Genomic DNA, 13,699 nt, shown 5'->3' with positions numbered 1-13,699 from the left:
AACTCTCGGCGGTCGCGGTCAGCTCCGCCACCCGCAGGGCGGGGACGGTCTTGATGACGACGTCGTCGGTGGGCATGTGCCCCTCGCTCTCGATCGCTCGGAGCCTCGCCTCGACCTGGACCAGCCGTGCTTCCGCGGCGGCCACGGCGGACGCCAGTTCGGCCCGCCGCAGCCTCAGCATGCCGCGCAGTTCCTCGACGCCTACCTTCCCCTCGACGATGTCCCCCACCTGCCGAAGGGTGAAGCCGAGGTCCTTGAGCGCGATGATGCGGTTCAGGCGGGCGAGCTGGGCGGCGGTGTAGTAGCGGTAGCCGCTGGCGGGGTCGACGTGGGCCGGGCGCAGCAGGCCGGTGGCGTCGTAGTGACGCAGCATCCGGACCGAGACGCGGCCGTGCCGGGCGAAGTCTCCGATGGTGAACATGATGTCTCCGAGTCGACCGCCTGACACGGTGTGAGAGTCAAGAAGCTACTCGGGAGCGGTCGGTGCGCGGGCCTCCGGGGTGGTTCGTGGCACGGCGGGGGTGTGCGGGGCGGTGGCCCTCGTCCTCCCACAGGTGTTTTTTCTGCCGGAATGTGCGGTATCCGTGATGTCTTCGCTAGGGTCGGGGTACGGCCGTATCCCCGTCCTGGACCGGAGCGGGCCGGAGCGGGCCGGGCGGCGGGCAGCGGTGAGGAGGTCCGGGTGCGCTACTACGATCTCGGCGACCACGGTCGGCCGGTGACGACGTCGTCACCGGCGGCGCAGACGTGGTTCGACCGCGGGCTGAACTGGACGTACGCCTTCCACCACGAGGAGGCCGTGCGTTGTTTCGAGGCCGCTGCCGCCGCTGATCCATCCTGCGCGATGGCCGACTGGGGCGTGGCGTACGCGCTGGGCCCTAACTACAACAAGCCCTGGCAGTTCTTCGACGAGGGGGACCTGGCGCGGACGGTGGACCGCGCGCACGGCGCCGTGCGGCGCGCGCAGGCGAAGGCGGCCGGTGCCAGTGCCGTCGAGCAGGCTCTCATCGGTGCGCTGGCGGCCCGCTATCCCCGGGCGCAGGCCCCGAGCGCCGCGGAGAGCCCGGCGTGGGACGCGGCGTACGCCGACCGCATGCGGGCCGTGCGGGAGACGGCCGGCGACGATCCGGACGTCGCGGCCCTGTACGCCGACGCGCTGATGAACCTCACGCCCTGGCAGCTCTGGGACATCCACACCGGCAGGCCGGCTCCGGGGGCCCGCACCACCGAGGCCCGGACGGTGCTGGAACAGGCGCTGGCCACCGAGGCGGGCGGCCGGCACCCTGGCCTGCTGCACCTTTACATCCACCTGATGGAGATGTCCCCCACCCCCGAAGCCGCGCTCTGGGCCGGTGACCGGCTCCGCGGTCTGGTACCGGACGCGGGGCACCTGCGGCACATGCCCTCCCACCTGGAGGTGCTGTGCGGTGACTACCGACGGGTGGTCAGCGACAACAACGCCGCCATCACGGCCGACGACAAGATCCGCGCCCGTGAGGGGGCGCTGAACTTCTACACCCTGTACCGCTGCCACAACCACCACTTCAAGATCTACGGCGCCATGTTCCTCGGCCGCTTCACGGACGCGATCGAGGCGGCCGAGCAGTTGGAGGCGGCCGTCCCCGAGGAGTTGCTGCGGGTGACCAGCCCGCCCATGGCCGACTGGCTCGAGGGCTTCCTGGCCATGCGGGTGCACGTGCTGATCCGCTTCGGGCGCTGGGAGGACATCCTGCGCCTGGCCCCACCCGCCGATCGTGAGCTGTACTGCGTCAGCACGGCCATGCTGCACTACGCGCGCGGGATCGCTCTCGCGGTCGCGGGCCGCACCGGCGAGGCCGAGCGCGAGCGTGCCCTGTTCGGCGAGGCGGTCGCCCGGGTACCGCAGAGCCGGATGCTGTTCAACAACACCTGCAGGGACATCCTGTCGATCGCCGAGCAGATGCTGGACGGCGAACTGGAGTACCGCAAGGGCAGCCACGAAGCGGCGTTCGCGGCACTGCGGCGCGCGATCGAACTGGACGACACCCTTCCCTACGACGAACCATGGGGGTGGATGCAGCCCACCCGGCACGCTTACGGCGCGCTGCTCCTCGAACAGGGACTGGTGGAGCAGGCCGAAGCCGTCTACCGCGCCGACCTCGGACTGGACGACACGCTGCCGCGCGCGCTGCAGCACCCCGGCAACGTCTGGGCACTGCACGGCCTGCACGAATGCCTGGTTCGACTCGGCAAGGAAGCGGAGGCGCGGATCCTGGCCCTGCAGCTGAAGTTGGCCACCGCGCTGGCCGACGTGGACGTGACTGCGTCGTGTTTCTGCCGACTCCAGCCGTCCTCCTCCGACGGGCGCCCCGCAGGGGGAACCGGGTGCTGCACCGGAGAACACTGACGCTCCCCCGCTGATCCGCTCCCCGCTCGAATGCGGCCGGCCGAGGGCGCGTCAAAGGACAAGCCCCAGAAGGAGTTTGCTCAGTTCCTCCGGCATGGTGATCATGCAGTCGTGCCCCGTGGGCAGTTCCCACACCCGTGACGGAGAACCATCGGGCTGCGTCACGGGGACGGGTCGCCGCACGATGCCCTCCGGCTCCGCGCCGACGCAGTGGATGTGCGTACGCGGGATCGAGTTGACGGCCGGATTGTCCAGCCGGACCGGTTGCTGCAGGCAGCGCACCGGCTGGTCGGAGAGCGTCGCCCGCAGCCACGCGACGTCCGCCGGGTCGGTGACCCCGAACAGACCGAAGGGGGCGGGCATTTCGGGGAGCGGCGGTATCCGCCACGCACGGTCGGTCCGCGCCGCCTGGTCGATCAGGTTCTGCGTCATGGGCAGGACGTCGACGGCGGTCTCCCCGTGCTCCGGGACCATCGCGTCCAGGTAGACCAGGTGCGCGATCCGTTCCGGGACCTCGTTGGCCACGGAGGAGACGACCAGACCCGCGTAGCTGTGGCCCACGAGTACCACCTCGGTCAGGTGCTCCTCGTGGATCAGCCGGACGACGTCCTCGACGTGCGTGTCCAGGTCCACCTCGGGGCCGAGCAGGTGTGCCTTGTCGCCGTAGCCGGTCAGCGACGGCGCGAACACGCGATGTCCGGCCGACTCCAGCAGCGGGACCACCCGCTCCCAGCACTGCCCGCTGTGCCAAGCTCCGTGCACCAGTAGGAATGTCGGCATGAGGGAACGGCCTTCCTCTCGGGGGCGCGCCGCGCGGGAGGCACAGACGCAGAGAAGCGCAGACGCGCAGAACCTGACGGTTCCCATTCCCGCCTCGGTACTCTTCGGGAACCGATGTCATCGTGGTGCACCTGCCACGGGTCGAGCAATAAGGCACATGTCGGTGCCCCGGTTCCCTGGAGGTAACCATGCCCGCAGCTGGCGGCGAGCCCGGTCCGGCACGGCAGGACGACCCGTGCCGGACCCGGGCTGTGCTGGACATCGTCGGGGACAAGTGGTCCCTGCTGGTGGTACGCAATCTCAGCCAGGGGCCGCGCCGCTTCACCGAACTCAAGCGAGCCGTCGACGGAATCAGCCAGCGCATGCTCACCGTCACCCTGCGCGGTCTGGAGCGTGACGGGATCCTCACGCGGACGGTCCACAACGTGATGCCGCCGTACGTCAGTTACGAACTCACCCCGATGGGAAGGACCCTCCGTCAAGCAACCGCGCCCCTGTTGGAGTGGAGCATCACGCACCTGGCACAGATCGATGCCGCCCGCGCTGCATACGACGCCCGCCCCGGCACGCCGTCCGCCTGGGGCGCGCCGTCCGCCTAGAGGGACGCGTCGTGCTCCTCGCGGTTGGCGAGGACCTGGTCCATGTTGGTCTGAGCCCACTGCCTGAGCCTGCACAAGGTGGCTGGCCCATGGCCCGGCGCCCCGAGGACCTGCGCAAGCAGGTCTATGAGAACCTCGCATCCCTCGGCGTCGAGACGCTCGACCTGGTCAACCTGCGCATGGGCGACGCCCACGGCCCCCGGACCGGCTCGATCACCGAAGCATTCGAGACGCTCGTCGATCTCCCGCGGGAGGGCCTGATCCGCCACCTCGGCGTCAGCAACGTCACCGCAGTGCAGGTCGCGAGGCCCGGGGCATCGCCCCGGTCGTGTGCGTGCAGAACATGTCCAACCTCGCCCACCGCCACGACGACGCGACGCCGACGTCGGTGGCGCCGGCCTGGCTGATGCAGCGCTCGCCGAACATCCTGCTCATTCCCGGCACCTCTTCCTCCCCTCACCTGCGCGAGAACCTCGCAGGCGCCGGACTGTCCCTGTCCGACGAGGATGTGGCCGAACTGGACAGCATCGGCCGTTGAACGCCACGCCTCGGTTCGCCGGCCGGGGCCCCTTCTCGTGGACTCCGGCCGCGCGAGGCAGTCGGCAACCGGCAACCGGCAACCGGCAACCGGCAACCGGCACCGGTGATGTCACCCCGCTGTCAGTGCCGGGTGGAAGACTGCTCGGCGTGATCGAACCGAACGCGAAAGCGAACCTTCTCCGGTACTTGCAAGAGGCGCGCGACGCCCTGGTGTGGAAGCTCGACGGACTCTCGGAGTACGACATCCGCCGTCCGTTGACGCCCACGGGCACGAACCTGTTGGGGCTGGTCAAGCATGTCGCCGGTGTGGAACTGGCGTACTTCGGCGACACCTTCGGACGGCCGTTCTTCGGCCAGGAGGAGGCGCCGGCCTGGTGGTACACCCGGGAGTCAGAGCCCAACGCGGACATGTGGGCCACCGCGGACGAATCACGGGACCAGATCGTCGGGTTGTACCGCGAGGCCTGGGAGCACTCCGACGGCACGATCGCGACACTCGGGCTCGACGCGACCGGTCGCGTGCCGTGGTGGCCGGAAGAGCGTGGGGAGGTGACGCTGCACCACGTCCTGGTGCGCGTGATCTCCGATACCCAACGGCATGCCGGCCACGCCGACATCCTGCGTGAACTCATCGACGGATCCGTCGGCTATCTGCAGGACGCCAACAACCTGCCCTCGCAGGACCGGACATGGTGGCAGGGGCACCGGAGCCGACTGGAGCGTGTGGCGCGGGAGGTCAACGGCTGAGCCCGCACTGCCGCCGATCCCGCCGGCTCCGGGGTCGGCCAGGTGGGACAGCCCAGCCGGCCGCGGCCCGCGTGCCTGGTGGTCGGCCGGTCGTCCCGACGAGCCGACGGGCGTTCCTCAGCCGCCGGACACCGCCGCCCCGACGTCGCTGCGCACGACACGCTCCTCCGCATGGGCCAACCAGAAGAAGACCGGCGGCAGGATGATCTCGATCACCGTCAGCACCGTCTGGAACGGCTGCGGCCAGCCGTGCACGGCGAGCGAGAGCAGCCGGCCCACAGCGCCCAGCAGGAATACGCCGGCCAGCAATTGCACGGCGCGAGCCGGGATCGGACGCTGGCGCACGGCCCAGAGCCAGGCCAGCCCGTAGCCGACGAAGCCGGCCCCCATGAAGCGGCCCCAGCTGTCCACCGTGGTACCGGCGGAACCGGCCCCGGGAATCGCCGCGTTGCCGAGTGCCACATGGAACAGGCCGATCGCCACACAAGCCCAGCCCGTCAACTGCGTGAGTACGCGCAGAGTCCTGGCCATGATCCCCCCAAGCCGTCGTGAGTCGCTATTGGACACGTGTCTACTACCTTGGATGGTCCAGTAGACGGATGTCAACTAGGCTTCGAGCGTGTCTCCTCGCCAGCGACTCGCCCCCGCCGACCGCCGCGCCCAGCTCCTCGCCGTAGGCGCACGCTTCTTCGCCACGCACCCCTACGCCGACGTGCTCATGGAGGAGGTCGCGGAAGCGGCAGGCGTCTCGCGCGCCCTGCTGTACCGTCACTTCCCGAGCAAGCAGGCCCTTTTCGCGGCCGTGTACCAGCAGGCGGCGGACCAGTTGCTCGCCGAGACCCGCTTCGACCCCGCCGACTCCCTGGTGGAGCAACTCATCCAGGGACTGGACGTCCACCTCGACTACTTCATCGCCAACCGCAACGCCGTCCTCGCCGCCAACCGGGTGCTCGCGGGCGATCCGGTGATCCAGACGATCATGACGAACGAGCTCGACGCGCTCCGCGCCCGGTTGCTGGCCGTACTCCCCCTCGCGGACGCGAGCGCCCACGACACTTTGTCAGCCGTCCTGAAGAGCTGGCTGGTCTTCGTCCAGGTGCTCTGCGTCGACTGGCTCACCCACGAGACCTGCACCCGCACCCAGGTGCGTGACGTCTGCATCGGCGCGGTGCTCGGCGCGCTCCGGCCGCTGCTCGCGGAGGACCCCGCCCCCGACTGGCCACGGCAAGGGCCCGGCACGGGGGCCTCCGGCCTGTCGTAGCGCAGTGCGCCCTGGCTACGGCGTCATGACACCGGGGTCCGGGTGCCGGTCCCGCACGGCGCCTCCGTCCGCTCCCGGACGATGATCTTGCCGGTGTTCCGGCCGTGCAGCATGCCCAGGAACGCGTCCACGATGTGCTCGAACCCGTCGACCACCGTCTCGTCCGGCGCGAGCCGGCCGCTCTGCAGATGCGGGACCGCGAACTCGTACAACTCTTCTTGCAGATCACGGTAGTTGCTGACCAGGAAGCCCTCCATGCGGAGGCTCTTCTCCACGATGTCCGCGTAGTCGAAACGCGGCGGCGGCGCGTCGGGGGTGTTGTACTGGCTGATCGTGCCGATGCGGACGATGCGGCCGAACTCGCGCAACGCTCGCACGGCCGCCGCCAGTTGCTCACCACCGACGTTGTCGACGAACACGTCGACGCCGTCCGGAGCGACCGCGCCGAGCAGGTCGGCCACCGGACCGTCGTGGTAGTCGAAGGCGGCGTCATAGCCGACTTCCCGCACCAGATAACCGGCCTTCGCTGCCGATCCCGCGCTGCCGACGAGCCGTCCCGCGCCGAGCAGACGGGCGAACCGCCCGGTGGCCGTGCCGACCCCGCCCGCCGCGGCCGACACGAAGAGGTCCTCGCCTTCCTGGAGCCGGGCGATCCGCGTCAGGCCGACGTAGGCGGTCAGGCCGGTGCCACCGAGAACGCTCAAGTAGGCGGTCCACGGCACCCCGTCGAAGCGGGGCAGCCGCCTGACCTCCTCCGGCGTGACCACCGTGTGCGTGCGCCACCCCTGCCGGTGGAACAGGATCTCGCCCTCGGCCAGTCGGGGCGTGCGCGAGGCCACGACCCGCCCGAGCGTACGGCCCTCCAGCGGTGCGTGGAGCGGGAAGCCGCCGGGTACCTCGTCCATCATCTCGCGGTGGTAGGGGTCGACCGACCAGTAGAGGTTCTCCACGAGTGCCTCGCCGGCAGCGGGCTCGGGAAGCGGGGACTCGACGAAGGCGAAGTGCTCGGCGGTGGGGAAGCCGTACGGGCGGGCGATCTGGTGCACGGTGAGCGCGGTTCCGTTCATGAGCGGACCCTAGGGCGGGAATGTGCCTGGTGAGCAGCCGGTTGGGCTCATACGACAGCCCGTTCCATGAGTAGTTCTCATACGTTGAGGTGAGCGCCCCGTGGCCCGCACGACCGACCCCGATCTCGCCCCGCACGAGCTGCGCGTCCTGGTGGCGGTCGCCGACACCGGGGGCTTCTCGGCCGCTGCCGGGACGCTCGGTCTGACCCAGTCCGCGGTGTCCCACTCGGTTCGCGGAAGCGAGCGCAAGATCGGTGCCGTGCTCTTCGAACGTGGTCGCACCGGCGCCCGCCCCACCCCCGCCGGGGAGAAGGCCGTGGCCCACGCGCGCCGCATCCTGCGCCTGCTGGACCTCATGACCGCTGAGGCACGGGGTGCGGCCCGGTCCGACACGGCCGTGGGGCCGCTGCGGATCGCGGCCTTCCGCAGTGCCGCCCTGCACCTGCTGCCGCCCGTCCTGCAGCGGCTGCTCGCCCGGCATCCCGGCATCGAGCCGCGGGTGCGCATCGTCCGCGAGGTGGGACGCGGCACCGCGGGAGAAGTGGCCGACGGGAAAGCCGACATCGCCATCGCCACGCTGGGCGGCTCCGCGCCGCTTGCGCCGGGTCTGCTCACGAGCGGGCTCTTCGAGGAGAGTTATGCCCTGGTGCACCCGGTGGGACACACCGCCCCGCGCTCCCTGCCGTTGGTCGACTGGGCGGAGAACTGCGGCTCGTACACCCGTAGCTGGTGGGCCGCACAGGACTGGATCCCGCAGGCGACCGTCGAGGCCGAGGACGACGGAGCGGTGCTGTCCCTGGTGAGCGCGGGCCACGGTATGGCGATCATGCCCGCGCTCTCGGTGGCCGGGGCACCGGACTCGGTCCGGATCGCCGATCTCGGCCCCGAGCGCCCGACACGCCAGGTCGGTTACGTCACCACCCCGGAACTGGCCGCGTCCGCAGTCGTGCGTGCCTTCGTGAGGGAACTGCGCGCCGCTCCCCCGTACTTGGGCCACGGGGAGCCTGACCGCCAAGGTGCCCGAACTGCTCCCTGCCGAGCATCCTCGTGATACCTTCACTGCCGCCGTGCATCGCTGCGAACTCCGGGAGGTGAGACCGATCAACACCGTGACAGGTCGGGCCTCCCTCCTCCGCATGGCCTAGGGAGTGCCCGCGAGGCACCCCGAAAGGCCTTGAACGCTATGCGCTTCATCTCTGAGACGTCCTTCGACGGCGTCCGCGAACAGCTCTTCGTCCTCGGCGAGATCCCCGGCGCTCTGTGGACACCGGAAGGCGCTGCCGGCGCTCGTCCCCTCATCGTGATGGGACACGGCGGTGGTCAGCACAAGAAGGCCCCCGCCATCGTGGGCCTCGCGCGCCGTTTCGTGACCGAGTGCGACTTCGCCGTGGTCGTGGCGGACGTGCCGAACCATGGTGACCGGCCCGTGGTCGAGAATTACCACCGCATCGCGACCGAGAACCAGGCGCGTATGGAGGCTGGAGAGGAGCCGGCACCGCTCATCGCCGCATTCCAGGCGCTGGTGGCCCGCCAGACCGTTCCGGAGTGGCGGACGGTGCTCGACTCCGTCCAGCGGCTTCCTCATGTCGGTGCCGGCCCGGTGGGCTACTGGGGGGTCTCACTGGGATGCGGACTCGGGGTTCCCTTCGTGGCCGCCGAAGCCCGGGTCCGCGCTGCCGTACTGGGCCTCGGCGGGGCCTTGGCCTCGGGCGCGGACGCCTCGTGTATCACCGTCCCGGTGGAATTCCTGGTGCAGTGGGACGACGAGCGCGTGCCGCGCGACCAGAGCCTGGCGCTGTTCGACGCCTTCGCCTCGGCCGACAAGACGCTCCACGCCCATCCCGGCAGACACGGGGACATGCCGGCGTTCGAGCTGGACAGCACACTCAGGTTCTTCTCCCGGCACCTGACCTGATACGGCCGTCGGCGGTCGCCGAAGCGTCGATCGGCGTACGGAAGTCGATCGGCGCGTCCGGCGGACCGTTCGTGTTGCGTCGGCTACAGGGGATCCTGGCCCCGCCGCGAGGCTCCTTCCGGCCACACGACGTGCACGGGTACGCCGGCGCCGCGCGCCTTGAGGACCGCGTCGGCCGTACCACCGCCGCGACCGGAGGGCGGTGTGCCGTCCCAGACGGCCACCAACGCGTCCGCCCGCTGGACGAGTTCAGCGTTCGCCGCCTCGTAGGCGCGCCGGTCAGCCGTGGCGAACGGCATGACGACGACCTCGGACGCGGCCTTCACGAGCCGGTCGAAGGCGGCTGCGTGCTCCGGGCCCACCTGCGCCTCCCGGTAGTCCCGCGACGGCAGTACGACGACCAGGTCTCCCCCGGCTTCGAGCACCGCTTCGGCGAACAGGGTGTCCGCCCCCGGAGCCAGGCAGGAGATCCCTACCAAGCCACTGCCCCCGCCGGCCTCGTCGGCGAGCACCTGGCGCAGGGCGCTGCGGACCGGCTCGACGCTCGCCGCTGTGAGGTCCATGTGGCCGGTGGTGGCGATGGTCGGCATCCGTCAACTCCCTGCTCGTCGTGGGAGTGCCGGAAGGGGGCCGGGTGCCGCGCAACGGCCGTAGGCCGACGTGCTCCCCACGTCACAGCGCCAGCGCTGCGAACCCTAGCAGGTAGGCCACGCAGAAAATGACCGGAACCCACTGCTCGACGTGTGTCAGCGGCAGGTAGGTGCGCCAGTTCCGGCCCCCCTCGAGCATCGCCCATTCGGCGCGGGAGTAGGCGAAGGCCGGCAGCCGCTCCTCGAACATGCCGATCACCCTCCATTTGGCCGCGTTGAGCTGCCGGTACGAACGGACCATGAACCACCAGGCGGCGCACTGGGCGAGCAGGATCACCAACCCCGCCGCGAGCGCCGGCACCGAGAGCGACGAGGAGGGTGTGTCGTGGGTGACCACGGCCAGGACGGTGACCACCGCACTGTTCATGCTGAGGAAGAAGGTGTTGGCCAGATTGCGCCGGGCGCTGACCCTGTCGGCCATCTCCACGCAGAGTTTGTACTGCTCGAAGACGACCTGCTGGTACCTGTCGGCGTCCCTCGAGTAGTCCGAAGGACCGACTGCGGGGTTCCACAACGAGTCGTGAGGTTCGGTCACGGGATCACCATCAGTCACCATCAGTCACCATCGATCGGGGGAGCCGGATACGGTGCGGTGCGGAGCGGGGTCGTATCACCGGTGGCGGCCAGGGCGGCACCGGTCGAGAACCGGCTCAAGTCCTTCCTCCACGGCCTTTCGGACCACGCCACCAGGTCTGTTCGGGTGCTTGCCGGTACCGAAGAGGACGAAGTGGGGAGCCCAGCCGGCGTCGAAGTAGACAGCGCCCTTCAGCGTGAGGCCGGCCGGCGGCTCGCTGTCGGGATAGGGCGGCAGGACGGGTGGTGACCAGGCGTGCCCCGGCTGTCCCGGTCGCGCCGCGTCCGGCGGTGGTGGCGCCGCCCGGGCCCGGAACGTCTCGTACGCCTGGCGACCGGGTACGAGGAGGACGAGTCGTTCCGCGGGAAGCAGCCGTGTCGCCTCCCTGAACTCCCACAGCAGTCCGGGACCCAGCCCCACGGCCATCACCACGAGCCGGGCCCGCCCCATCAAGTCACGGACGGTGTCCTGCCAGTCGTCGAGCGGCAGGTACAACCGCCGGGCACCGACCAGGGGAAGCCGCTCCCCCGGTCGTCCCACGGCCACCATGGGGGCCACGGGCCGCAGCGCCTGCGCCAGTTGCTCCTCCTCGGTCCGCGTGGACAGAGCCAGGTCCGACAGCACGGCGCCCGAGCCGGGAGCCGGACGCTGGTTCTCCTCCAGGGCCGTACGCCGGACGTCGTCCTCGAAGGACCTCAGGTAGAGGGTGAACGAGTCCCTGGGGAGTTCCCCCGGCGACCGGATGATCTCCGCGAGGTGCTGCCGTCCGAGCACGGCGAGTCGGCGCGCGCCGAACAACAGGGTCTGGGCGGACACGGCCACGAGGGGAACGAGGAGGTCGGGATCCCACCAGGGCACCAGCGGGTTCTTCCCCCAGAGGCCGTAGACCGCGTTGAACGCCATGATCGGCAGGAAGAGCCGCAGACGAGCGAGGGCCTGCGTGCTCGGCGGACGTCGCAGCACCATGGCGCGTACGGCCTCGAGCGCCACGGCCCCCACCACGATCACGGCCGCGGCGGCGACCGCCGCGTACCACCAGGGGGCACGCAGGCCGAAGGCGTCGGCCGCCGCCCTGGACTGCAGTCGGACGGTCTGCCAGTGGTCGAACGCGGCGAGGGCCAGCCAGAAGCCCGCGAGACCTGCCGGCCAAGCGGCGGCAAGGAGGAGCACACCCCGGGTGCGGGACTGCCGGGGTACGGCGGGCCGTAAGTCCCCAGCTTCTCCCTCGTCCTCGGTCCCTGCCTCGTCCCCGGCCCCGTCTTCGTCCGTCGCCGTCTCGGCGGGCACCGTTCGGCGTTCGTCCTGAGCCTTTCCCACTGCCTCGCCCCCCGTCCGCAACGGCTGCCCGACAGCTTCCGCGGGCGGCCGACCGCTCCTGTGCCCATGGTGCCGGACCGGCGGGACGTACGCACTCGGCTTCGGCAACCGGGGCGCGCTGGAGTTCGCGGACGGTGGTGCGGTCGGCCGCCGGGGGCGCGAAGTCGCCGACGCGCGCCACGGTGTGCGGTGCGGGGGGCGGCCGGGACGGCCCGAAGGAGGTGCGGGGGCGTGTCACCGGACGGCGAGGGTCAGGGAAGCAGGACGATCTTGCCGTGGTTGCGGCGGTGGTCGACGTCGTCGTGGGCCCGGGCGGCCTCGGCGAGGGGGTAGGTGCGCCACACCTCGACGGTGAGCCGACCGGAGGCGGCGAGGTCGGCGAGTTCGGGCAGGGCCTCGGGGGCGCGGTCGGCGGGGTCCATGCCGGTGAAGCGCACGCCGTACCGAGCCGCGTTCATGTCGGCGATCGTGATGACGCGTCCCGGACCGCCGGCCAGCTCGACGGACTCCGGCAGGACGCCGGCGCCGGAGGTGTCGAACACCGCGTCCACGCCCTGCGCGGCCGCTTCGCGCACCCGCTCCGCCCAGCCCGGACCGTAGGCGACGGCCTGCGCGCCCAGGGCCTCGACGCGTTCGAGGTCACGGGTGCTCGCGGTGCCGATGACGGTCACACCACGGGCGGTGGCGAGCTGCACGGCGATCGAGCCGACGCTGCCGGCGGCACCGTGGACGAGCAGGGTCTCCCCCGACGCGAGACCGAGGTGCTTCAGGGCGCGGAAGGCGGTCTCACCCACGGTGGGGAGCGCGGCGGCGGTCTCCCAGGGCAGGGCGGCGGGCTTGGGCACGGGCGCGGGCATCACGGCGTACTCGGCGTAGGAGCCAGCGGGCGTGACGCCGAAGACCTCGTCCCCCACGGCGACCTCGGTGACGTCGGCCCCGACGGCATCCACGACGCCTGCGGCGTCCACGCCCGGCACGACGGGGAAGTGCACCGGGAAGGCGTCGGCCAGGTCGCCCCGGCGGATCTTGTTGTCGAGGGGATTGACGGCCGCTGCCCGGATCTTCACACGGACCTCGTGTGGAGCGGGTTCGGGCAGGGGGACCTCGGTGAGGGTGAGGACCTCGGGGCCGCCGAAGCGGTCGAAAGTGACAGCGGTGGGCATGGAAGTGTCCTGACTGCTCTGCTTGATGGGGATGGGGTGCGGTGGAGGTGCGCGGCGAACGCCGGCCGGAGGGCGGGTTCAGGCGGTCGCGGTGGCCTGGAAGGCGATCGTGTAGGGCCGGCCGTCGCGCTGGAACTCGGTGATCACTCCGCGGCGGCTCATGGCGTCGGCGTCGGACTGGAACGCCTCGAACGCCTCACGGCTCTCCCACTGCGCGTAATTGATCACTCGGGTGCCGTCCTGGCTGGTGTGGACGGTGGAGGAGACGAAACCGGGCCGGTGCCGCACCTCCTCCTCGACGAAGGTACGGATCGTCTGCACCAGCTCGTCCCGGCGCTCGGCGGGGACGGTGAAGGACACCAGCACGATGAAGGTGTCCGCGTCCGGAAGCATCGTGACGGCCATGATCCTCTTCCTTGCTCTGCTGCGGCGGTCGAAGTCGCCGACAATCACACAACCTGTATGAATCAAGTTAAACATACAGCTCGTATGATTGTCGTGTGACTGATGCCTCTCCCGCCCGGCCGGATCCGTCCAACCCCCGGGTCCGCCGCACCCGCGACCGCGTCCTCGTCGTCGCCCGCGAACTCCTCGCGGACGTCGGACCGACGGCACTGACCTACTCGCTGCTGGCCGAACGCGGCAAGGTCACCCGCCAGACCCTCTACCGGCACTGGCCCACCCGCGAAGCCCTCCTGGT

Annotated in this window: 16 protein-coding genes and 1 pseudogene; 8 read left to right on the top strand and 9 right to left on the bottom strand. The window is 70.7% G+C overall.

The features are described 5' to 3' along the window. Window positions 1-421 (bottom strand): MerR family transcriptional regulator (locus tag IE312_RS39170; protein WP_229899235.1); only part of this gene is annotated, 421 nt, incomplete at its 3' end. Window positions 422-682: 261 nt separating this feature from the next. On the opposite strand from IE312_RS39170, the gene IE312_RS07250 reads away from it, so the two are divergent. Continuing rightward, window positions 683-2,386 carry a tetratricopeptide repeat protein gene (locus tag IE312_RS07250; protein ID WP_189979430.1) on the top strand — a complete coding sequence of 568 codons (1,704 nt, stop codon included), beginning with the start codon at window positions 683-685 and terminating at the stop codon, window positions 2,384-2,386. A gap of 51 nt (window positions 2,387-2,437) precedes the next feature. Here IE312_RS07250 and IE312_RS07245 read toward each other — a convergent pair whose 3' ends face one another. Beyond that, window positions 2,438-3,166 carry an alpha/beta fold hydrolase gene (locus IE312_RS07245; RefSeq protein ID WP_189979428.1) on the bottom strand — a complete coding sequence of 243 codons (729 nt, stop codon included), beginning with the start codon at window positions 3,164-3,166 and terminating at the stop codon, window positions 2,438-2,440. A 188-nt stretch (window positions 3,167-3,354) separates the two neighbouring features. On the opposite strand from IE312_RS07245, the gene IE312_RS07240 reads away from it, so the two are divergent. The 3 genes and pseudogenes from IE312_RS07240 (at window position 3,355) to IE312_RS07230 (ending at window position 5,052) form a co-directional block, all read left to right on the top strand. Then, a complete protein-coding gene (locus tag IE312_RS07240) occupies window positions 3,355-3,765 on the top strand; it encodes a winged helix-turn-helix transcriptional regulator (RefSeq protein WP_189979426.1) in 411 nt (136 codons plus the stop codon). Between the two features lie 71 nt (window positions 3,766-3,836). Continuing rightward, window positions 3,837-4,303 (top strand): annotated as a pseudogene (locus IE312_RS07235) (aldo/keto reductase); the annotation flags it as partial. A gap of 149 nt (window positions 4,304-4,452) precedes the next feature. Further along, window positions 4,453-5,052, top strand: a complete 600-nt coding sequence (locus tag IE312_RS07230; protein ID WP_189979424.1) for a DinB family protein — start codon at window positions 4,453-4,455, stop codon at window positions 5,050-5,052. A 117-nt stretch (window positions 5,053-5,169) separates the two neighbouring features. On the opposite strand, the gene IE312_RS07225 is transcribed toward IE312_RS07230, so the two are convergent. Further along, window positions 5,170-5,583 (bottom strand): DUF4345 domain-containing protein, encoded by a 414-nt coding sequence (locus IE312_RS07225; protein WP_189979422.1) that lies wholly within the window; start codon window positions 5,581-5,583, stop codon window positions 5,170-5,172. 88 nt (window positions 5,584-5,671) lie between these two features. Here IE312_RS07225 and IE312_RS07220 point away from each other — a divergent pair, with 88 nt between their 5' ends. Continuing rightward, a complete protein-coding gene (locus tag IE312_RS07220) occupies window positions 5,672-6,313 on the top strand; it encodes a TetR/AcrR family transcriptional regulator (RefSeq protein WP_189979420.1) in 642 nt (213 codons plus the stop codon). A gap of 23 nt (window positions 6,314-6,336) precedes the next feature. On the opposite strand, the gene IE312_RS07215 is transcribed toward IE312_RS07220, so the two are convergent. After that, a complete protein-coding gene (locus IE312_RS07215) occupies window positions 6,337-7,380 on the bottom strand; it encodes an NADP-dependent oxidoreductase (protein ID WP_189979418.1) in 1,044 nt (347 codons plus the stop codon). 100 nt (window positions 7,381-7,480) lie between these two features. On the opposite strand from IE312_RS07215, the gene IE312_RS07210 reads away from it, so the two are divergent. Together IE312_RS07210 and IE312_RS07205 are read left to right on the top strand one after the other, a co-directional pair. Further along, on the top strand, window positions 7,481-8,431 hold the full coding sequence (locus IE312_RS07210) for a LysR family transcriptional regulator (protein WP_189979416.1): 951 nt from the start codon (window positions 7,481-7,483) through the stop codon (window positions 8,429-8,431). A 132-nt stretch (window positions 8,432-8,563) separates the two neighbouring features. Next, window positions 8,564-9,295: an alpha/beta hydrolase family protein gene (locus tag IE312_RS07205; RefSeq protein WP_189979414.1), complete on the top strand. Its 732-nt coding sequence runs from the start codon at window positions 8,564-8,566 to the stop codon at window positions 9,293-9,295. A gap of 83 nt (window positions 9,296-9,378) precedes the next feature. Here the strand turns inward: IE312_RS07205 and IE312_RS07200 are convergent, their stop codons facing one another. The 5 genes from IE312_RS07200 to IE312_RS07180 form a co-directional block, all read right to left on the bottom strand. Next, complete coding sequence (locus IE312_RS07200) at window positions 9,379-9,885, bottom strand: hypothetical protein (RefSeq protein ID WP_189979412.1); 507 nt, start codon at window positions 9,883-9,885, stop codon at window positions 9,379-9,381. 82 nt (window positions 9,886-9,967) lie between these two features. Further along, on the bottom strand, window positions 9,968-10,480 hold the full coding sequence (locus IE312_RS07195; protein ID WP_189979410.1) for a RipA family octameric membrane protein: 513 nt from the start codon (window positions 10,478-10,480) through the stop codon (window positions 9,968-9,970). Between the two features lie 75 nt (window positions 10,481-10,555). After that, complete coding sequence (locus tag IE312_RS07190) at window positions 10,556-11,806, bottom strand: hypothetical protein (protein ID WP_189979408.1); 1,251 nt, start codon at window positions 11,804-11,806, stop codon at window positions 10,556-10,558. A gap of 281 nt (window positions 11,807-12,087) precedes the next feature. Further along, window positions 12,088-12,999 carry an NADP-dependent oxidoreductase gene (locus tag IE312_RS07185; RefSeq protein ID WP_189979406.1) on the bottom strand — a complete coding sequence of 304 codons (912 nt, stop codon included), beginning with the start codon at window positions 12,997-12,999 and terminating at the stop codon, window positions 12,088-12,090. A 78-nt stretch (window positions 13,000-13,077) separates the two neighbouring features. Beyond that, entirely contained in the window at window positions 13,078-13,404 is a 327-nt protein-coding gene (locus IE312_RS07180) for a putative quinol monooxygenase (RefSeq protein ID WP_189979404.1), read from the bottom strand. A 95-nt stretch (window positions 13,405-13,499) separates the two neighbouring features. Here IE312_RS07180 and IE312_RS39165 point away from each other — a divergent pair. Then, window positions 13,500-13,699, top strand: a 200-nt coding sequence (locus IE312_RS39165; RefSeq protein WP_229899233.1) for a TetR/AcrR family transcriptional regulator, incomplete at its 3' end; no start/stop codon positions are given.

The organism is Streptomyces capoamus (assembly GCF_014654935.1).
In the GTDB taxonomy this organism is placed as follows: domain Bacteria; phylum Actinomycetota; class Actinomycetes; order Streptomycetales; family Streptomycetaceae; genus Streptomyces; species Streptomyces capoamus.
This window is presented reverse-complemented; position numbering and strand designations above follow the sequence as displayed.